This is a genomic window from Pontibacter locisalis, from assembly GCF_042684605.1.
In the GTDB taxonomy this organism is placed as follows: domain Bacteria; phylum Bacteroidota; class Bacteroidia; order Cytophagales; family Hymenobacteraceae; genus Pontibacter; species Pontibacter locisalis.
Window position 1 is genome coordinate 152,475 of sequence record NZ_JBHULU010000015.1, and the last position, 13,436, is coordinate 165,910.

Genomic DNA, 13,436 nt, shown 5'->3' on the forward strand with positions numbered 1-13,436 from the left:
ATTAGCGGAAGCACTACCAGCATAAAAGAAAAAGCCACCCCATCCTGATTAAAAGACAGAGTGGCTTGTGTTTCTAAACTAACTACTGCTTTGCAGTCACATTAAGTGATACTACAAAGTCATCATAGATAGCTTTATCGCCTAAGTTATCGAAGAAGCTTTTAGAGCCATAACGCACATCAAACTTAGAGCGGTCTATGGTTATATCTGCTTTAGCAGTAGCTACACCATTCTTTACAGCAACAGTTGCCGGAAAGCTGATAGACTTTGTAATACCTTTAATTGTAAGATCACCGGTTACTGTATGATTTGGCTCACCAGCGGCTGCATTAGCAATTGGTTTTACCTTAGTGATAGTGAAAGTTGCTGTTGGGTGTTTCTCAACACTGAAAAAGTCATCCGACTTCAGGTGCCCAACAAGTTTCTGATTATAGTTGGCATCCTTGATATCAGTACATATAATCGAATTCATATCAATTGTAAAAGTACCTCCGGTTACTTTATTTCCATTCACCAGTAATTGGCCATTGCTCACACCAATTGTTCCCATGTGCTCGCCAGTTACTTTTTTCGCATGCCATTTCACCTCGCTCTTAGCCAGATCCACATTATAAGCACGCGCTTTAGCCGGAGTAGCTACTTCTGTAGCAGTTGTATTGTTTTTAGTTGTGTTGCCGGCATTTGCTGTAAAAATCATAGCACCAGCAAGTGAAGCAAGAATTGCGAACTTTTTCATCGTCTTTTTATTTATTTCTGTTTTTTTGATATGATTTTAGTCTCTGATCTTATCCAGCAATATATTTAGCTGCTCAGCCTCCTCCTCCGATAGGTTTTTGATACCTGTACCAAAACCACCTTCTAAAGAGTCCATATCGCTTAATAGAGCAAGGCCTTTATCTGTGATAAGCACATCTACAGTACGCCTGTCAGCGGGGCACTGCTTCCTGGTTACAAGTCCTTTCACCTCTAGTTTGTCTACAATGCGGGAAGCATTAGAAGTTTTATCCAGCATTCGCTCAATTAATAAACTGATCGTAGCAGGTTTCGGGTGCTGCCCCCGCAGAATGCGCAATACGTTAAACTGAGGAAGCGTTACTCCAAAAGGCTTGAACAGGGCAGCCTGTTGCTGCTGTATCCACCCTGATGTATAAATCAGGTTTATATGTGCTTTTTGATGAGCACTTTTAAAGGAGCTTTGCTTGATCTCGTCTTCTAACTTCATTCACTATTCGTTTAAGATGACACTGCAAATATATGTACATACATTTAATGTACAAACATATCAACAGAAATTTTTTCAAAAGGTTTCACAAGAACGCAATTTTTTAGTTGCCACACACCTGTACCTACTACTGTATCAGGCAGTCAGACCATTAATTCCCACCTATAACCACCGGTTTTAAATTTAGTTTTGCAATTAGAGTGCAGGCTATTTGGCAATGTGAAACAAGCACCTATATTTGCTAAATTTTTATCGCTATGCCTTTTGCATTTTAAGTGAATTTTAAATGCTTTAGAAGCTTAGCTATAGAGAGAGTCTTATACCGGCAGCTACGCAAGATCCTGCTATTACATTTATTTATGAAAAAGTCATTTTTACCGCTGGCTACCCTGGTGTGCATCACATTGGCTGCCATTCTTACTGTACTGCAGCAGTATGGTTTTCTTTCTTTGCCGGCAGATGTGCTGATGGCTGTGCGCTGGGCCGGCCTTGGTGTTTTGCTGATGTATGGCGTGCAAAAACGCTCTCTTACTACCTGGATTCTTATCAGTATGCTGGTAGGAGCAGAGATCGGGTACGATTTTCCTGCCTTTGCCACAGATCTCAATGTACTCAGCAAGGTCTTCCTGAAGCTCATTAAGACCATCATTGCACCATTGATTTTTGCGACGCTGGTAGTGGGTATTGCTGGCCACTCAAACCTGAAACAGGTGGGAAGCATGGGATGGAAAGCCATTGTATACTTTGAAATTGTAACTACTCTTGCCTTGTTCATTGGCCTGGCTGCTATTAACCTGAGCGGAGCCGGAAAAGGCATCGACATGTCCGGCATTGCGCAAACAGACGAAATACAGGCACCCGCCAAACAGTCAGCATCTGATATTATCCTGCACGTTTTCCCGGAGAACATTGCTAAGTCCGTGGCAGAAGGGCAGGTGCTTCAGATTGTTATCTTTAGTGTGCTCTTTGCTATTGGCCTGGCTATGGTGTCGGAGAAGAAGCGTAAGCCTATGCTTGATTTCTGTGAGAGCCTTTCCGAAACCATGTTTAAGTTCACGAATATCATCATGTATTTTGCTCCGATAGGTGTTGGTGCAGCCATTGCCTATACTGTTGGACACATGGGTCTCGGTATCCTGGTTAACCTCTTCCAGTTACTGGCCACACTGTATGTAGCACTTATTGTTTTTGTACTGGTTGTTTTATTGCCGGTGGCACTTATTGCCCGCGTTCCGATCAAGCGGTTCCTACAGGCCATTTCGGGTCCAGTTTCAATCGCTTTTGCCACCACCAGTTCGGAGGCTGCCCTGCCTCGAGCTATGGAAGAAATGGAAAAGCTGGGTGTGCCGCGTAAAATCGTTGCTTTCGTTATGCCTACCGGCTATAGCTTCAACCTCGACGGCACCACCCTTTACCTGGCCCTGGCCTCTGTGTTTGTGGCCCAGGCCGCCGGCATCGATTTATCTTGGGAGCAGCAATTGGTGATGGTGTTTACCCTGATGCTGACAAGTAAGGGGGTGGCAGGTGTACCACGTGCATCACTAGTTATTCTTCTGGGAACAGTTGCCTCTTTCAACTTACCTGTTTGGCCTGTGTTTGCCATACTTGGTATTGATGAGTTGATGGACATGGCCCGAACTTCTGTGAACGTAACCGGCAACTGCCTTGCAACAGCGGTAGTAGCCCGATGGGAAGGTGAATTCAACCCTGAACCAGAAGTTGGACTGGTGGAAACGACGAATCCTGAACTCGAGTCACAAATCCCTGCGGAAGAAGACAGAACCCCGGAGCTTGTTTAGGTGTCCTTTTTAAGCAAAAGCAACAGGCCCGACTATAGTAGTCGGGCCTGTTGCTTTTACACTGTAAGGTTCAGCGAGCAAAAAAGGAGGTTTGCAGATGTAGTGCCCCCTTTCAGCGTGTATTTTGACTTGCTTAAAGGGTTTCTTTATCTTTATGTATATAAAGTTGCCTATTGGCAGTATACACATCAAAAAAAAGAACGTCCTATGAAAAACAGAATCTTAGCATTGCTGCTGCTCCTTCTTTTTGCCATTTCATCGGCAATAGCACAGCAGAGCAGTCAGAAAGACAAAATCTTACCCTACCCTATTCATCAGGAAAAGCTGCCAAACGGGCTGAACGTAGTAACCGTTCCATACAACAGTCCAGGCTTAGCAGCATTTTATATTGTTGTTCGTGCTGGTTCCCGTGAGGAGGTAGAAAAAGGCAAAACCGGGTTTGCACACTTCTTTGAACATATGATGTTCCGGGGTACTGAAAAGTATTCCAAAGAAGATTATGGAGACATCATGAAAGCCATGGGTGCCGCTGCCAATGCCAATACTTCCATCGACAGGACGGTATACCACATGACCGGAAATGCGGAAATGCTTGATAAAATGTTCGAGATCGAGGCTGACCGGTTCCAGAACCTGAAGTACAGCGTGCACGACTTCAAGACAGAGGCCGGCGCCGTGAAAGGCGAGTACACAAAAAATTCTGCCAGCCCTTATCAGCAGCTCTACGAGAAACTTGTAAGCACTGCTTTCCAAGAGCATACCTATTCCCATACTACCATGGGTTTCTTCGAGGATGTGGTAGACATGCCAAACCAGTACGATTACTCTCTGGTTTTCTTTGATCGCTTTTATCGTCCTGAATACACCACCATTGTTGTTGTAGGAGATGTGACTCCGGAGCGTGTAAATACGCTTGCACAACAGTACTTCGGAGACTGGAAACGCGGCACCTATAAGCCTGAAATTCCGAAGGAGCCCGTACAAAAAGAAACTCGCTATGCTCACGTAAAGCAGCAGGGGTTTCCGCCGTACCTGAGCCTGAACTTTAAAGGCCCGGCTTTCTCTGACAAGGACAAAGATCTGCCTGCTTTAAGTATTCTTTCTACCATTCTTTTTTCAGAGAACTCCGACTTGTACCGCAAACTGGTAGTAGACGAGCAGAAAGCACGCTTTATTGCGGGTGGTCCTCAGTTCTCCCGCGATCCAAACCTTATTTCTGTGTCTGCATCGCTTCTTAAAGCTGAAGACATGAAGTATGTAAAAGATGAGATGATGAAGGCACTGAATGAGGCAAAGACAAAACCTATTGATGCGAAGAAGATAGAAGACACCAAGTCCCGCATAAAGTACAGCTTTGCCATGAGCCAGGACAGCCCTGATGCCATTGCCAACTCGCTGGCTCGCTTCATCTGGCTAACCGGCGATCCGGAGTCTATTAACAACATTTACAGCGTGTTTGATACCATCACAGCGCAAGACCTGATGAATGTTGCCAAGAAGTACTTCACACCACAGACCATGACAGTTGGAACCATTGCTCCGACAGATAATACGCCTGTAAAGTAAGCTGTCAACTGATTATATGTTCAAAGACATGAAGATAACAAGCATGAAAAAAATAGCTGCCTATATTTTACCTGTTGCCCTACTGGCAGTCTCCTGCTCCAAGCAGCCACAGGTATCACAGCAAACCACAGAGACTGCAACAACCGCACCTGCTACTACAACAACTGCTGCCTATGATGCCAACGAGGCTTTTGGGCCAGGCAAAGTGGTAGAACTTAAGCAGCCGGAGTCAAATAAAGTAATTATAAAACTGATGTTTAAGAATGGCTCCATGTCTGATCCAGAGGGGAAAGAGGGCTTAAACTATGCCACTGCCCGAATGATCATGGAAAGTGGTACCAAAGACATGACCATATCACAGATCAAGGACAAGATCTACCCGTGGGCTGCAGATTACTATACTAACGTTGACAAAGAGGTAACCGTATTTACGTTTGCCGTTCACAAAGACTTCCTAGACGAATTCTACTCCATCATCCGTGGCCTTATGCTGAACCCGGCCTTTGCCGAAGAGGACTTTAAGCGGGTAAAGTCGAACCAGCAGAATTTTGTTGACCAGGTGATAAGAGCTTCTTCTGACGAAGAGTATAGTAAGAAAGCCCTGGAAGACCTCTTGTTCCGTGGCACCAATTACCAGCATGTGGTGGAAGGAACTTCAGCCAGTGTGCCGAACATTACCCTGGAGGACGTAAAGAACCACTGGCGCAACTACTTTACCCAAAACAATGTGCTGATAGGCGTAGCCGGAAACTACAGCGATGAGTTTCTGAATAAGTTAAAGGCAGATGTAGCCCAAATGTCTGATGTAAAGCCAAACATCCCAAAAGCTGGTCAACCAAACAAACCAAACGGAATTCAGGTAGAGATCATCAAAAAAGACGATGCACTTGGGTCAGCCGTTTTCACAGGAACTCCGATGCCTGTTACCCGGTCTGCTGATGAATTTGCAGCACTCATGGTTGCTAACTCCTTCTTAGGGGAGCACCGTAAGAGCTACGGCAAGCTATATGACAAAATCCGCACGACCCGTTCCATGAACTATGGGGATTACTCTTATATCGAATGGTACGACCAGGGTGGCAGCTTTCAGTTACCAAATCCGGGGGTACCTCGTTCATCCAACTACTTTGCCCTATGGATCCGCCCGGTACAGATTGCGGAAGGCCTGAAGAAGCAGTATTCTGAGTTAAAAGATATAGACGTAGGCCACGCACACTTTGCACTGCGTCTTGCTATCCGTGAAGTAGACAACCTGATTCAGAATGGAATGACACAGGAAGAGTTTGAACTGACGCGCAAATTCCTTCGCTCCTATATCAAACTTTATATCCAGACACAGGAAAAGCAACTTGGCTACCTGATGGACTCCCGCTTCTATGGCAGGAAAGACTATATTCAGGAGCTGGACCGTTTACTGGCAAACCTGACCGTGGAAGATGTAAATAATGCAGTGAAGAAGTACTGGCAGACGGACAACATGTTCATTACTATTGTAACAGATGACAGTGAGGCTGAGCCTTTAAAACAGGCTCTCCTGAACAATACGCCTTCTCCAATGAGCTATTCTAACCTTGTAAGAGAAGGATTGCCACAGGAGGTAATAGCGGAGGATAATCAAATTGCCAACTATGAGTTGAATGTGAAAGACGTGAAGATCATAGACAGCAAGGAAACTTTTAAATAAGAATCGACAGTCTTAAAAAAGCCGCAGATGATCCGTCTGCGGCTTTTTTTTGTGACCACACCCGGATAAAAGTATCATCTGCTAAAAACCTTACTTTTCTGTTGATATAATTTTGTTTATTTAATATTTTTTATAAATATTTAAATTAAAATTTTATTTCTGTACAGGATAAACCTATGAAAAAAGCACTCAAAATAGTTGGCTATATAGCTGTAGCGATTGTCGCTATCGCTGCAGCAGGTATACTTTACATGCAGTATGCTTTTCCTAATGTAGATGCTGCCCCTGCTATCACCATAACGAAAGCACCTGCCTTGGTTGAACGGGGTGAATATCTGGCCAATCATGTGGCTATTTGTATAGATTGTCACTCTGAAAGAGACTGGAGCAAATATGCCGGGCCTCCCATACCTGGCACTGAAGGCAAGGGTGGTGACAGGTTTGACCATTCCATGGGATTTCCGGGCGTATTCTATGCACGAAACATTTCATCTGATAAAGAAACCGGTTTAGGTAACTGGACTGACGGAGAAATATACCGCGCAATAACCAGAGGTGTAAGCAAAGACGGCGAACCTCTCTTCCCGGTTATGCCTTACAAAGCCTACAACCAGATGTCTAAACAAGATGCATACGCCATTATTGCCTACATACGCACTCTGGCACCTATAAGTAACAAAGTTCCTGCTCCAGATCCTGACTTCCCAATGAATCTGATCATGCGTACCATGCCATTAAAAGAAGATGCAAGTGGCGTTGAGGAAACGGCTTTAGGTGATGAGGTGGCACGCGGAAAGTATCTGTTTACCATTGCAGCTTGCGCAGATTGCCATACCCCACAGGAAAAAGGTGCACCGATTGAGGGTAAGCATTTGGCCGGTGGCTTTGAGTTTCCTTTTCCGAACGGAAACATCGTTCGCTCAGCTAACATCACTCCTGATAAAGAAACAGGTATAGGCACTTGGTCAGAAGATATGTTTGTACAACGCTTTAAAATGTACGCTGATCCGGCCATGGCCTCACAAAAAGTTGATCCAAACGGGATGAATACCATCATGCCCTGGATCATGTATGCGGGCATGAAAGAAGAAGATTTGCGTGCGATCTATAAATACCTGAGAACAGTGGAGCCAAACCAGAACAAGGTGGTGCGTTTTACAGCTGCTCCATAAATTAAGTAGCAAGACAACTCCTGATTTATGGCCAGCCAAGATGATTTGGCTGGCCATAAATAATATAACCTACGTTTAATCAAATACTTATGTATACCTGAAACTAACTTGCCTTCTCTAAGTATAAGAAGGTGCAAGAGTATCTTAAACTAATATATGCAAGCACTTTATACGCAGACAGATAAGAAGGTTGAGCTTGCTGATTTAAGTAAACGTGTAGTAGCGTTTACGGTAGATGTATTACTGTTACTTACTTTGGTAGGTATAACAGACTACCTCACATTTAGCAGCGATGATCAGGCTTACTTTTTTAAAGCAGAACGTTTTCTCCATTTCCTCCTGGGCTGGCTGTATTTCGCTGGCACAGAAACGTGCGCCTGTCAGGCAACGCTTGGCAAATATCTGGTAGGTTTACGGGTTGTAAACACCACCGGAAAAAGAATTTCTTTCAAGTCCGCTACTATCCGATATTTTGCAAAACCTGTATCTGTTATTCTGGTAATTGTGCGTTTCATATTTGGTATTCCTGGCACAACTAAAATCACTTTCCACGACAGACTGTCAAACTCACAGGTCATAGCCTACTAACTTTTTCTCTTTACAAGACCCTGAGGTGCTGTAGTAGTACTAAAGCCACTCTCCTGCCAGGAGTGGGTAACCATACCCTCCTAGAAATGGTACAAGCAGAATAAAAGTAAATTTCCTCTACTGCCCCTTTCATATAAAAACAGGAACACCGGTTAGAGGTTAGTTGCTTGCAAGTGGCTATAAAAAAGAAGCCACCTGCCTTACAGCAATAACTGCAGAATATGAATTACTTGTACTTAATTGGTGGTATTATTATTACAGGCTGGGCCTTCATTGAAGGACTTTGGACTACTATATGGATAGACGGACACTCTGCTCCATTAACCGGTCGCCTCACTACTCTCATTTGGAAGCTGATGCGTACTATCACGGGCTTGAAAAGGCACAAACTCCTGAGCCTATCTGGTCCAATCATTTTAGTAACCACCATATCAGTTTGGATCATCCTGATACTTCTGGGCTGGAGCCTGATTTTCTATGCTGATCCAGACTCTATACAAAACCCAACAACCAAGGCATACCCGAATTTTATTGGCCACATTTGGTACATTGCCTACACCATGTTTACAGTGGGTAACGGTGATTATGTACCAACATCGAGCGCATGGGAGTTAAGTAGCTCCTTAGTCGCTTTCGGAGGCATGGGGATGGTTACACTTTCTGTCACTTACATACTACAGATAATTTCTGCCGTGGTGGCCAAACGTGCATTTGCCAGCCAGGTTACAAGCATAGGAACAAGCCCCGAGGACTTTGTTACCTCCCAGTGGACAGGAGACAGCTTTGGAGACATAGAACTACAGCTTTCTTCTATATCCGGGTCACTTGCCACGCTAACTGAACAACACATGGCCTACCCTATACTGCATTACTACCATGCTGCTAACGCACAAAAGGCCAATCCCATTGCGTTAGTCACACTTGATGAGGCATTGACAATAATTACATATGGTGTGCCTGAAAAACACCATCCGGCTGGCACTATATTAAAGAGCTCACGCAATTCAATAAAATCGTTTCTAGATACCCTGCGTGGAGCTTACATAAAACCTTCTGACGATGTGCCTCCGCTTCCGGACCTATCGAAGTTAAGAGAAAAAGGCGTTCCTACTGTTGATGATGAAACATTCAAAGCTAAACTTGATGAAATGAAGGAACGCAGGAAAGTCCTGTATGGAGTAATTCAGAACGGTGCCTGGTATTGGCCTCCTATTAAAGAAAGTCAAAATGGATAAAACGATATTTTTCTGGAATGGGTTTGAACCCTTGCTACGCATTCTGGTAGTAGGCACCCTGACTTATATAGGTATTATTTTCCTGCTACGGATCTCAGGTAAGCGTACACTACTGAGCATGAATGCCTTTGACTTTATTATCACTGTGGCAATGGGATCGGTGTTTGCACGAGTCCTTACTGCAAAACAAGTGCCCTTGTCAGAGGCACTGGTAACATTTGCTCTGCTCGTGTGCCTGCAGTACATCGTCAGTTGGCTCGAGGTAAGGTCAGAGAAGTTTGCCAGCTTTGTAACAGGTAATCCTACACTTCTTTACTACCAGGGGCAATACCTGGAGCGGGAGATGAAAAAACAACGGGTACGGAAGGCTGAAATGCTGGCAGCGGCGAGAGAAAAAAAGCTGGAGAATATGGATCAGGTAGAGGCAATTATTCTGGAAACGAGTGGTAGCCTGTCTGTAATAAAGAAGTCTAAGAAAGAAGGAGAAAGTACGCTTCAGCATCAGTACCTGGAGCAGGCTAACCAGAAATAAATTTTAATTCTCTGGTTGTTGTTCTAAGAGCGGATATTTTAAAAGTAAAAGCCTCTGCAGTACTTCTGCAGAGGCTTTTTGTATCTTCCTGATCCTTTAAAATTTATCGGCAGCTACAGTGGCCGTACCATCCGCAGCTACAACCACTTTAAAAATATAGTCATACTGGCTATCTGGTATATCAGGCACAGGACGTTTTGCACCCAAGGCCTCTACTATTGGGAGTATGGTATTAGAATGGCCAGCCACTACCACCGTTCCTCCAGGGTACTGCTGAAGTATTTTATTTTCCAGCCCGTTAAAATCATGGGCCTCATATTCTATCACATCTAGGTTGCGGGCCTGCGCCAAAGGTACTAATGTATTTTTAGTTCTCTTGTATTTGGTGGCATACAAGGCATCTATTTTCTGCCCTTCCAGAAGCGTTCGCAACGCCTGTGCTCTTGCTTCCCCTTCAGCCGTTAAGCCAGGATCCTGATCCGATGGATTTGAGATATCTTTCTCAGCATGACGCACCAGGTATACTGTAGTAGGCTGATTCTTGATCTCATCAGGGTCAGCGTTGGCAATTTCAATAGCTCCTTCGTTTCCGGAAGGCACGTTTCGGCAGGCTACAGTTGCAAAAAGCAACAACAGCACCCACATGTAAGATAGTAGTCGTAGACTCATGCTTTAGTTGTTAGGTTAGTTAATTATTGTTAGTGTGTGTATGCAATGTTACAGGTTTTTCTTAAAGTTTTTTACCTCTAATGCCTCTTTCTTTTTACCCTTTACCTCCAGCAGGCTGCCTAAACGTTTTCTCATCTCCAGTTGATATGGGTTTAGGCGCAGTCCTTCTTTATAAGCTTTAATCGCTTTCTTAGCTTTCCCTTCCGCTTCCAATAAACGAGCCCTAACAAACTGCCTTTTCGCCGCTTCATTTCTTGTCTGAGGAACTGGTAACTCCTTTAGAAGTTTTTCTGCCTCTTCTTCTTTGCCCAGGTCTGCCAACAAACCTATCAGATCATAATGCTCTCCACGCATTTTAACTTTATCATCCAATATAGGCTGTAGAACTGCCAAAGCCCCTTCCTTATCTCCCATATTGGCTTTATAAGCGGCCATCTGCACCATAAAATCTGACCTTGGTGTGCCGGCGGCGAAAAGAATTCGCTGTGCCTCCTCCAGTGTATTGTATGCTTCCTGGTATTTCCCCTGGGCTGCCAGCACATCAGCATATTGTTTGCGCAGCTGGTAATTCTGCGGCTTTAACGCTACTAGTTTTTCCAGGGTCTGTACTGCTTTATCAGACTTCACAGCTGTACCGCGGAGCCAGGCGGCAAAAGAAAAGGCCTCATCCCTGCGGTCACGCAGATAAGTTGACACAGTTGGGGCATCCGCTACATAAGCCTCCGCTACAGCAATTGCTTCAGGCACCATACCATAATCCAGGTAAAACTGCCTGAACTGCTCATTTGTGTAAGCACGCATTAACAGGTCGTTTTCCAGCTCCAGCGCTTTTTTGTATAACTCTATTTGTGCCTGTAAAGCCGCTTGCTCGTCCAGTTTACCCGCTCTTTTTTGCGCTTCCAGTAAAGTTGCTTCTGCCACATAAATAGGGGCATAACTTGCATCTACTTTTTTTGCTTTCTCCAGCCAATCCTTTGCCTCTTTAAACGTTCCCTGCTCCTGCTTTACACCTGCGTAGGCTATCAAAGCAGGCTGGTACTTGCTGTCCCAAACCAAAGCAGTGTCCAGAAAAGCAGTGGCTTTACTATGATTTTTCTTGCTTTGTGCTTCCTGCGCCAGGTTCAGGTATACTTGTGCCCAATTGCTGGCCATCGCCTGTTTGTTACCTGCCAGGTAAGCCCGCTGCCTTGCCACCAGCTTATCCAGAAAATCATACAGCTCCGGATCTTTCGCCTTAAGATCAGCGGTGGTATTGATGGACTTGTGGTTTAAGGGATGCACCTTCACCGGCTCGAAGTAAGCAGGGTAGGTCTGGGCAAGGTACTCGTGCTCATTATTAGCTGAATAGTAGTCCAGGGTGCGGCCTTCTTTCATAGCATTGTAGTACAAACGACGCACAGCACGATTTTCAGCATCCGTGAATACGCTTCCATGAAACAGATGCACATATTCATGCAGTACAACATTACGCTCCAGGTAAGAACCACGCACCACATACTCTATGGCGGCAGCTCCGCTTCCTACACCTCTGATATCCATCCATTGGCGGTTATCAAAGGTTGTGGCCTGCCGGAAAAATGGTGAGCCCATGGCAACTGCCAAATCGGTGTGCAAGGGCGGAATAACAAATTTTTCGCCCTGCTTGGAGAGGAAAGGAAAGTATACGATGCTCTCATACAACTGCGACCACACCATTTTCTGTACTTCGTTACCAGGGTAATAGCTTACATCCGGAAACACCTTTTCAAAATTTGCAGGATCTTTAATTATCGTTTGCTGCACTACCTGTTGCAGTGAGTCGTAATTGTGCAGATAGGTTAACTGCTTTTGTTTAATAACCGCCGCGATGGCATTGTGCGCAGGTCCATAATGCTTTTTCTTCTCTAGAACACGCCTGAAAATCGCCTGTGCCGAATCCAGCCGCGTGTCCCGGTTCATGTCAAATGCCATATAGTAGGCAGATCCACGAAGCATTGCTGGCAAAACAGAAGAGGGAAACTTTTTCTGTACTTTCCTGATCTCCTCTAAGGCCTGTTCTATCTTATTTTCTGAGAGAAGATTATCAGCAGGTTTAAGGGCCTCCCGCACTTGTTCATCTTCAGGCTGTGCATAGTCGGCATAGGTAAGGTTTGTATGCCCGTTACCCCAGTGCCAGTGCGTTACATAATGCAGCAGGTTCAGTTCCAGCGCCAACTCCCACTGTGCGGCCATGTCATTTAATTGTGTAGCATCCACCCTTCGCCAGATGGCATAACCATAATTAAATCGTGCATCAGCGTTGAAGGGATTTAGAGTTAAGCTGGTAATAAGCGGCTTCTCTGCAAGCTCAGGTTTCTGATTCCAGAAGTACACATCCGACTCCAGCAGGTAAGCGTTAGCGTTTTGGGGATTCCATCCCTGCACCTTCTTTGCCCACTCCAGCGCTTCTTCATACTTTTTCTGCAGCATTAGCACACGCCCGATAGCCAGCGCCGCCTCTTCATCTTTAGGGTTAACTTTTAGCAGCTGCTCAGCTAACCTTTTAGCCTGTGCCAACTCCCAGCCCTGTATGTGTAGCTTGCTCTTCAGCAGTAGCGCCTCGCGCTGGTTTGGCTGCTGCTTCAGCACTTCCGCTACAAGCTGTTCGGCCTCTTTAAACTCATTCTGCAACAAAGTCAGTTTAGCTTTTGCTAATTTCACCTGATTCGTTGGCTTCGCAGACAATATTACCTTTTCAGCCTCCTGCCACTGCCCTAGTTCAAGCAGCCTTTCTGCCTTCGCTGCAGGACTTACATTTTGTGACTGCCTTGCCTGTTGTCTTTCCTGTGCTAATTTCTCCCGGACATCAGCCACATTATCAGGATGCTGCGCAAAGGCGGTAACGCAGCTAAATATTAGAGAGAAGTGAAGTAGCGGCTTCATTAGCAAAGAATACATAGGCAGGATGTTCATTTTTAAGGGCTTCAAACAACTGGCTTACATGCTGAAGT

Annotated in this window: 11 protein-coding genes; 7 read left to right on the top strand and 4 right to left on the bottom strand. The window is 45.0% G+C overall.

Going from position 1 to position 13,436, the window contains the following annotated elements; genetic code table 11:
- Nucleotides 1-82 precede the first annotated feature (82 nt).
- Together ACFSRY_RS10915 and ACFSRY_RS10920 are read right to left on the bottom strand one after the other, a co-directional pair.
- Nucleotides 83-736, bottom strand: coding sequence for a YceI family protein (locus ACFSRY_RS10915; RefSeq protein ID WP_377506862.1), 654 nt, complete (start codon nucleotides 734-736; stop codon nucleotides 83-85).
- 36 nt (nucleotides 737-772) lie between these two features.
- Nucleotides 773-1,222, bottom strand: a complete 450-nt coding sequence (locus ACFSRY_RS10920; RefSeq protein WP_377506866.1) for a MarR family winged helix-turn-helix transcriptional regulator — start codon at nucleotides 1,220-1,222, stop codon at nucleotides 773-775.
- Nucleotides 1,223-1,581: 359 nt separating this feature from the next.
- Here ACFSRY_RS10920 and ACFSRY_RS10925 point away from each other — a divergent pair, with 359 nt between their 5' ends.
- The 7 genes from ACFSRY_RS10925 (at nucleotide 1,582) to ACFSRY_RS10955 (ending at nucleotide 9,798) form a co-directional block, all read left to right on the top strand.
- On the top strand, nucleotides 1,582-3,021 hold the full coding sequence (locus ACFSRY_RS10925) for a dicarboxylate/amino acid:cation symporter (protein WP_377506869.1): 1,440 nt from the start codon (nucleotides 1,582-1,584) through the stop codon (nucleotides 3,019-3,021).
- Between the two features lie 207 nt (nucleotides 3,022-3,228).
- Complete coding sequence (locus tag ACFSRY_RS10930) at nucleotides 3,229-4,587, top strand: M16 family metallopeptidase (RefSeq protein WP_377506872.1); 1,359 nt, start codon at nucleotides 3,229-3,231, stop codon at nucleotides 4,585-4,587.
- Nucleotides 4,588-4,630: 43 nt separating this feature from the next.
- Nucleotides 4,631-6,271: a M16 family metallopeptidase gene (locus ACFSRY_RS10935; RefSeq protein ID WP_377506875.1), complete on the top strand. Its 1,641-nt coding sequence runs from the start codon at nucleotides 4,631-4,633 to the stop codon at nucleotides 6,269-6,271.
- Nucleotides 6,272-6,447: 176 nt separating this feature from the next.
- Nucleotides 6,448-7,443, top strand: a complete 996-nt coding sequence (locus ACFSRY_RS10940) for a cytochrome c (protein WP_377506879.1) — start codon at nucleotides 6,448-6,450, stop codon at nucleotides 7,441-7,443.
- 156 nt (nucleotides 7,444-7,599) lie between these two features.
- Nucleotides 7,600-8,031, top strand: a complete 432-nt coding sequence (locus ACFSRY_RS10945; protein WP_377506883.1) for an RDD family protein — start codon at nucleotides 7,600-7,602, stop codon at nucleotides 8,029-8,031.
- A gap of 221 nt (nucleotides 8,032-8,252) precedes the next feature.
- The gene (locus tag ACFSRY_RS10950) at nucleotides 8,253-9,266 is read left to right on the top strand and encodes a potassium channel family protein (RefSeq protein WP_377506886.1); all 1,014 of its coding nucleotides are present in this window, start codon (nucleotides 8,253-8,255) and stop codon (nucleotides 9,264-9,266) included.
- A complete protein-coding gene (locus ACFSRY_RS10955; RefSeq protein WP_377506889.1) occupies nucleotides 9,259-9,798 on the top strand; it encodes a DUF421 domain-containing protein in 540 nt (179 codons plus the stop codon). Before ACFSRY_RS10950 ends, ACFSRY_RS10955 begins: the two co-directional genes overlap by 8 nt.
- Nucleotides 9,799-9,894: 96 nt before the next feature.
- Here ACFSRY_RS10955 and ACFSRY_RS10960 read toward each other — a convergent pair whose 3' ends face one another.
- Together ACFSRY_RS10960 and ACFSRY_RS10965 are read right to left on the bottom strand one after the other, a co-directional pair.
- Nucleotides 9,895-10,467: a SixA phosphatase family protein gene (locus ACFSRY_RS10960; RefSeq protein WP_377506892.1), complete on the bottom strand. Its 573-nt coding sequence runs from the start codon at nucleotides 10,465-10,467 to the stop codon at nucleotides 9,895-9,897.
- Between the two features lie 48 nt (nucleotides 10,468-10,515).
- Nucleotides 10,516-13,413, bottom strand: coding sequence for a tetratricopeptide repeat protein (locus tag ACFSRY_RS10965; RefSeq protein ID WP_377506895.1), 2,898 nt, complete (start codon nucleotides 13,411-13,413; stop codon nucleotides 10,516-10,518).
- Nucleotides 13,414-13,436 lie beyond the last annotated feature (23 nt).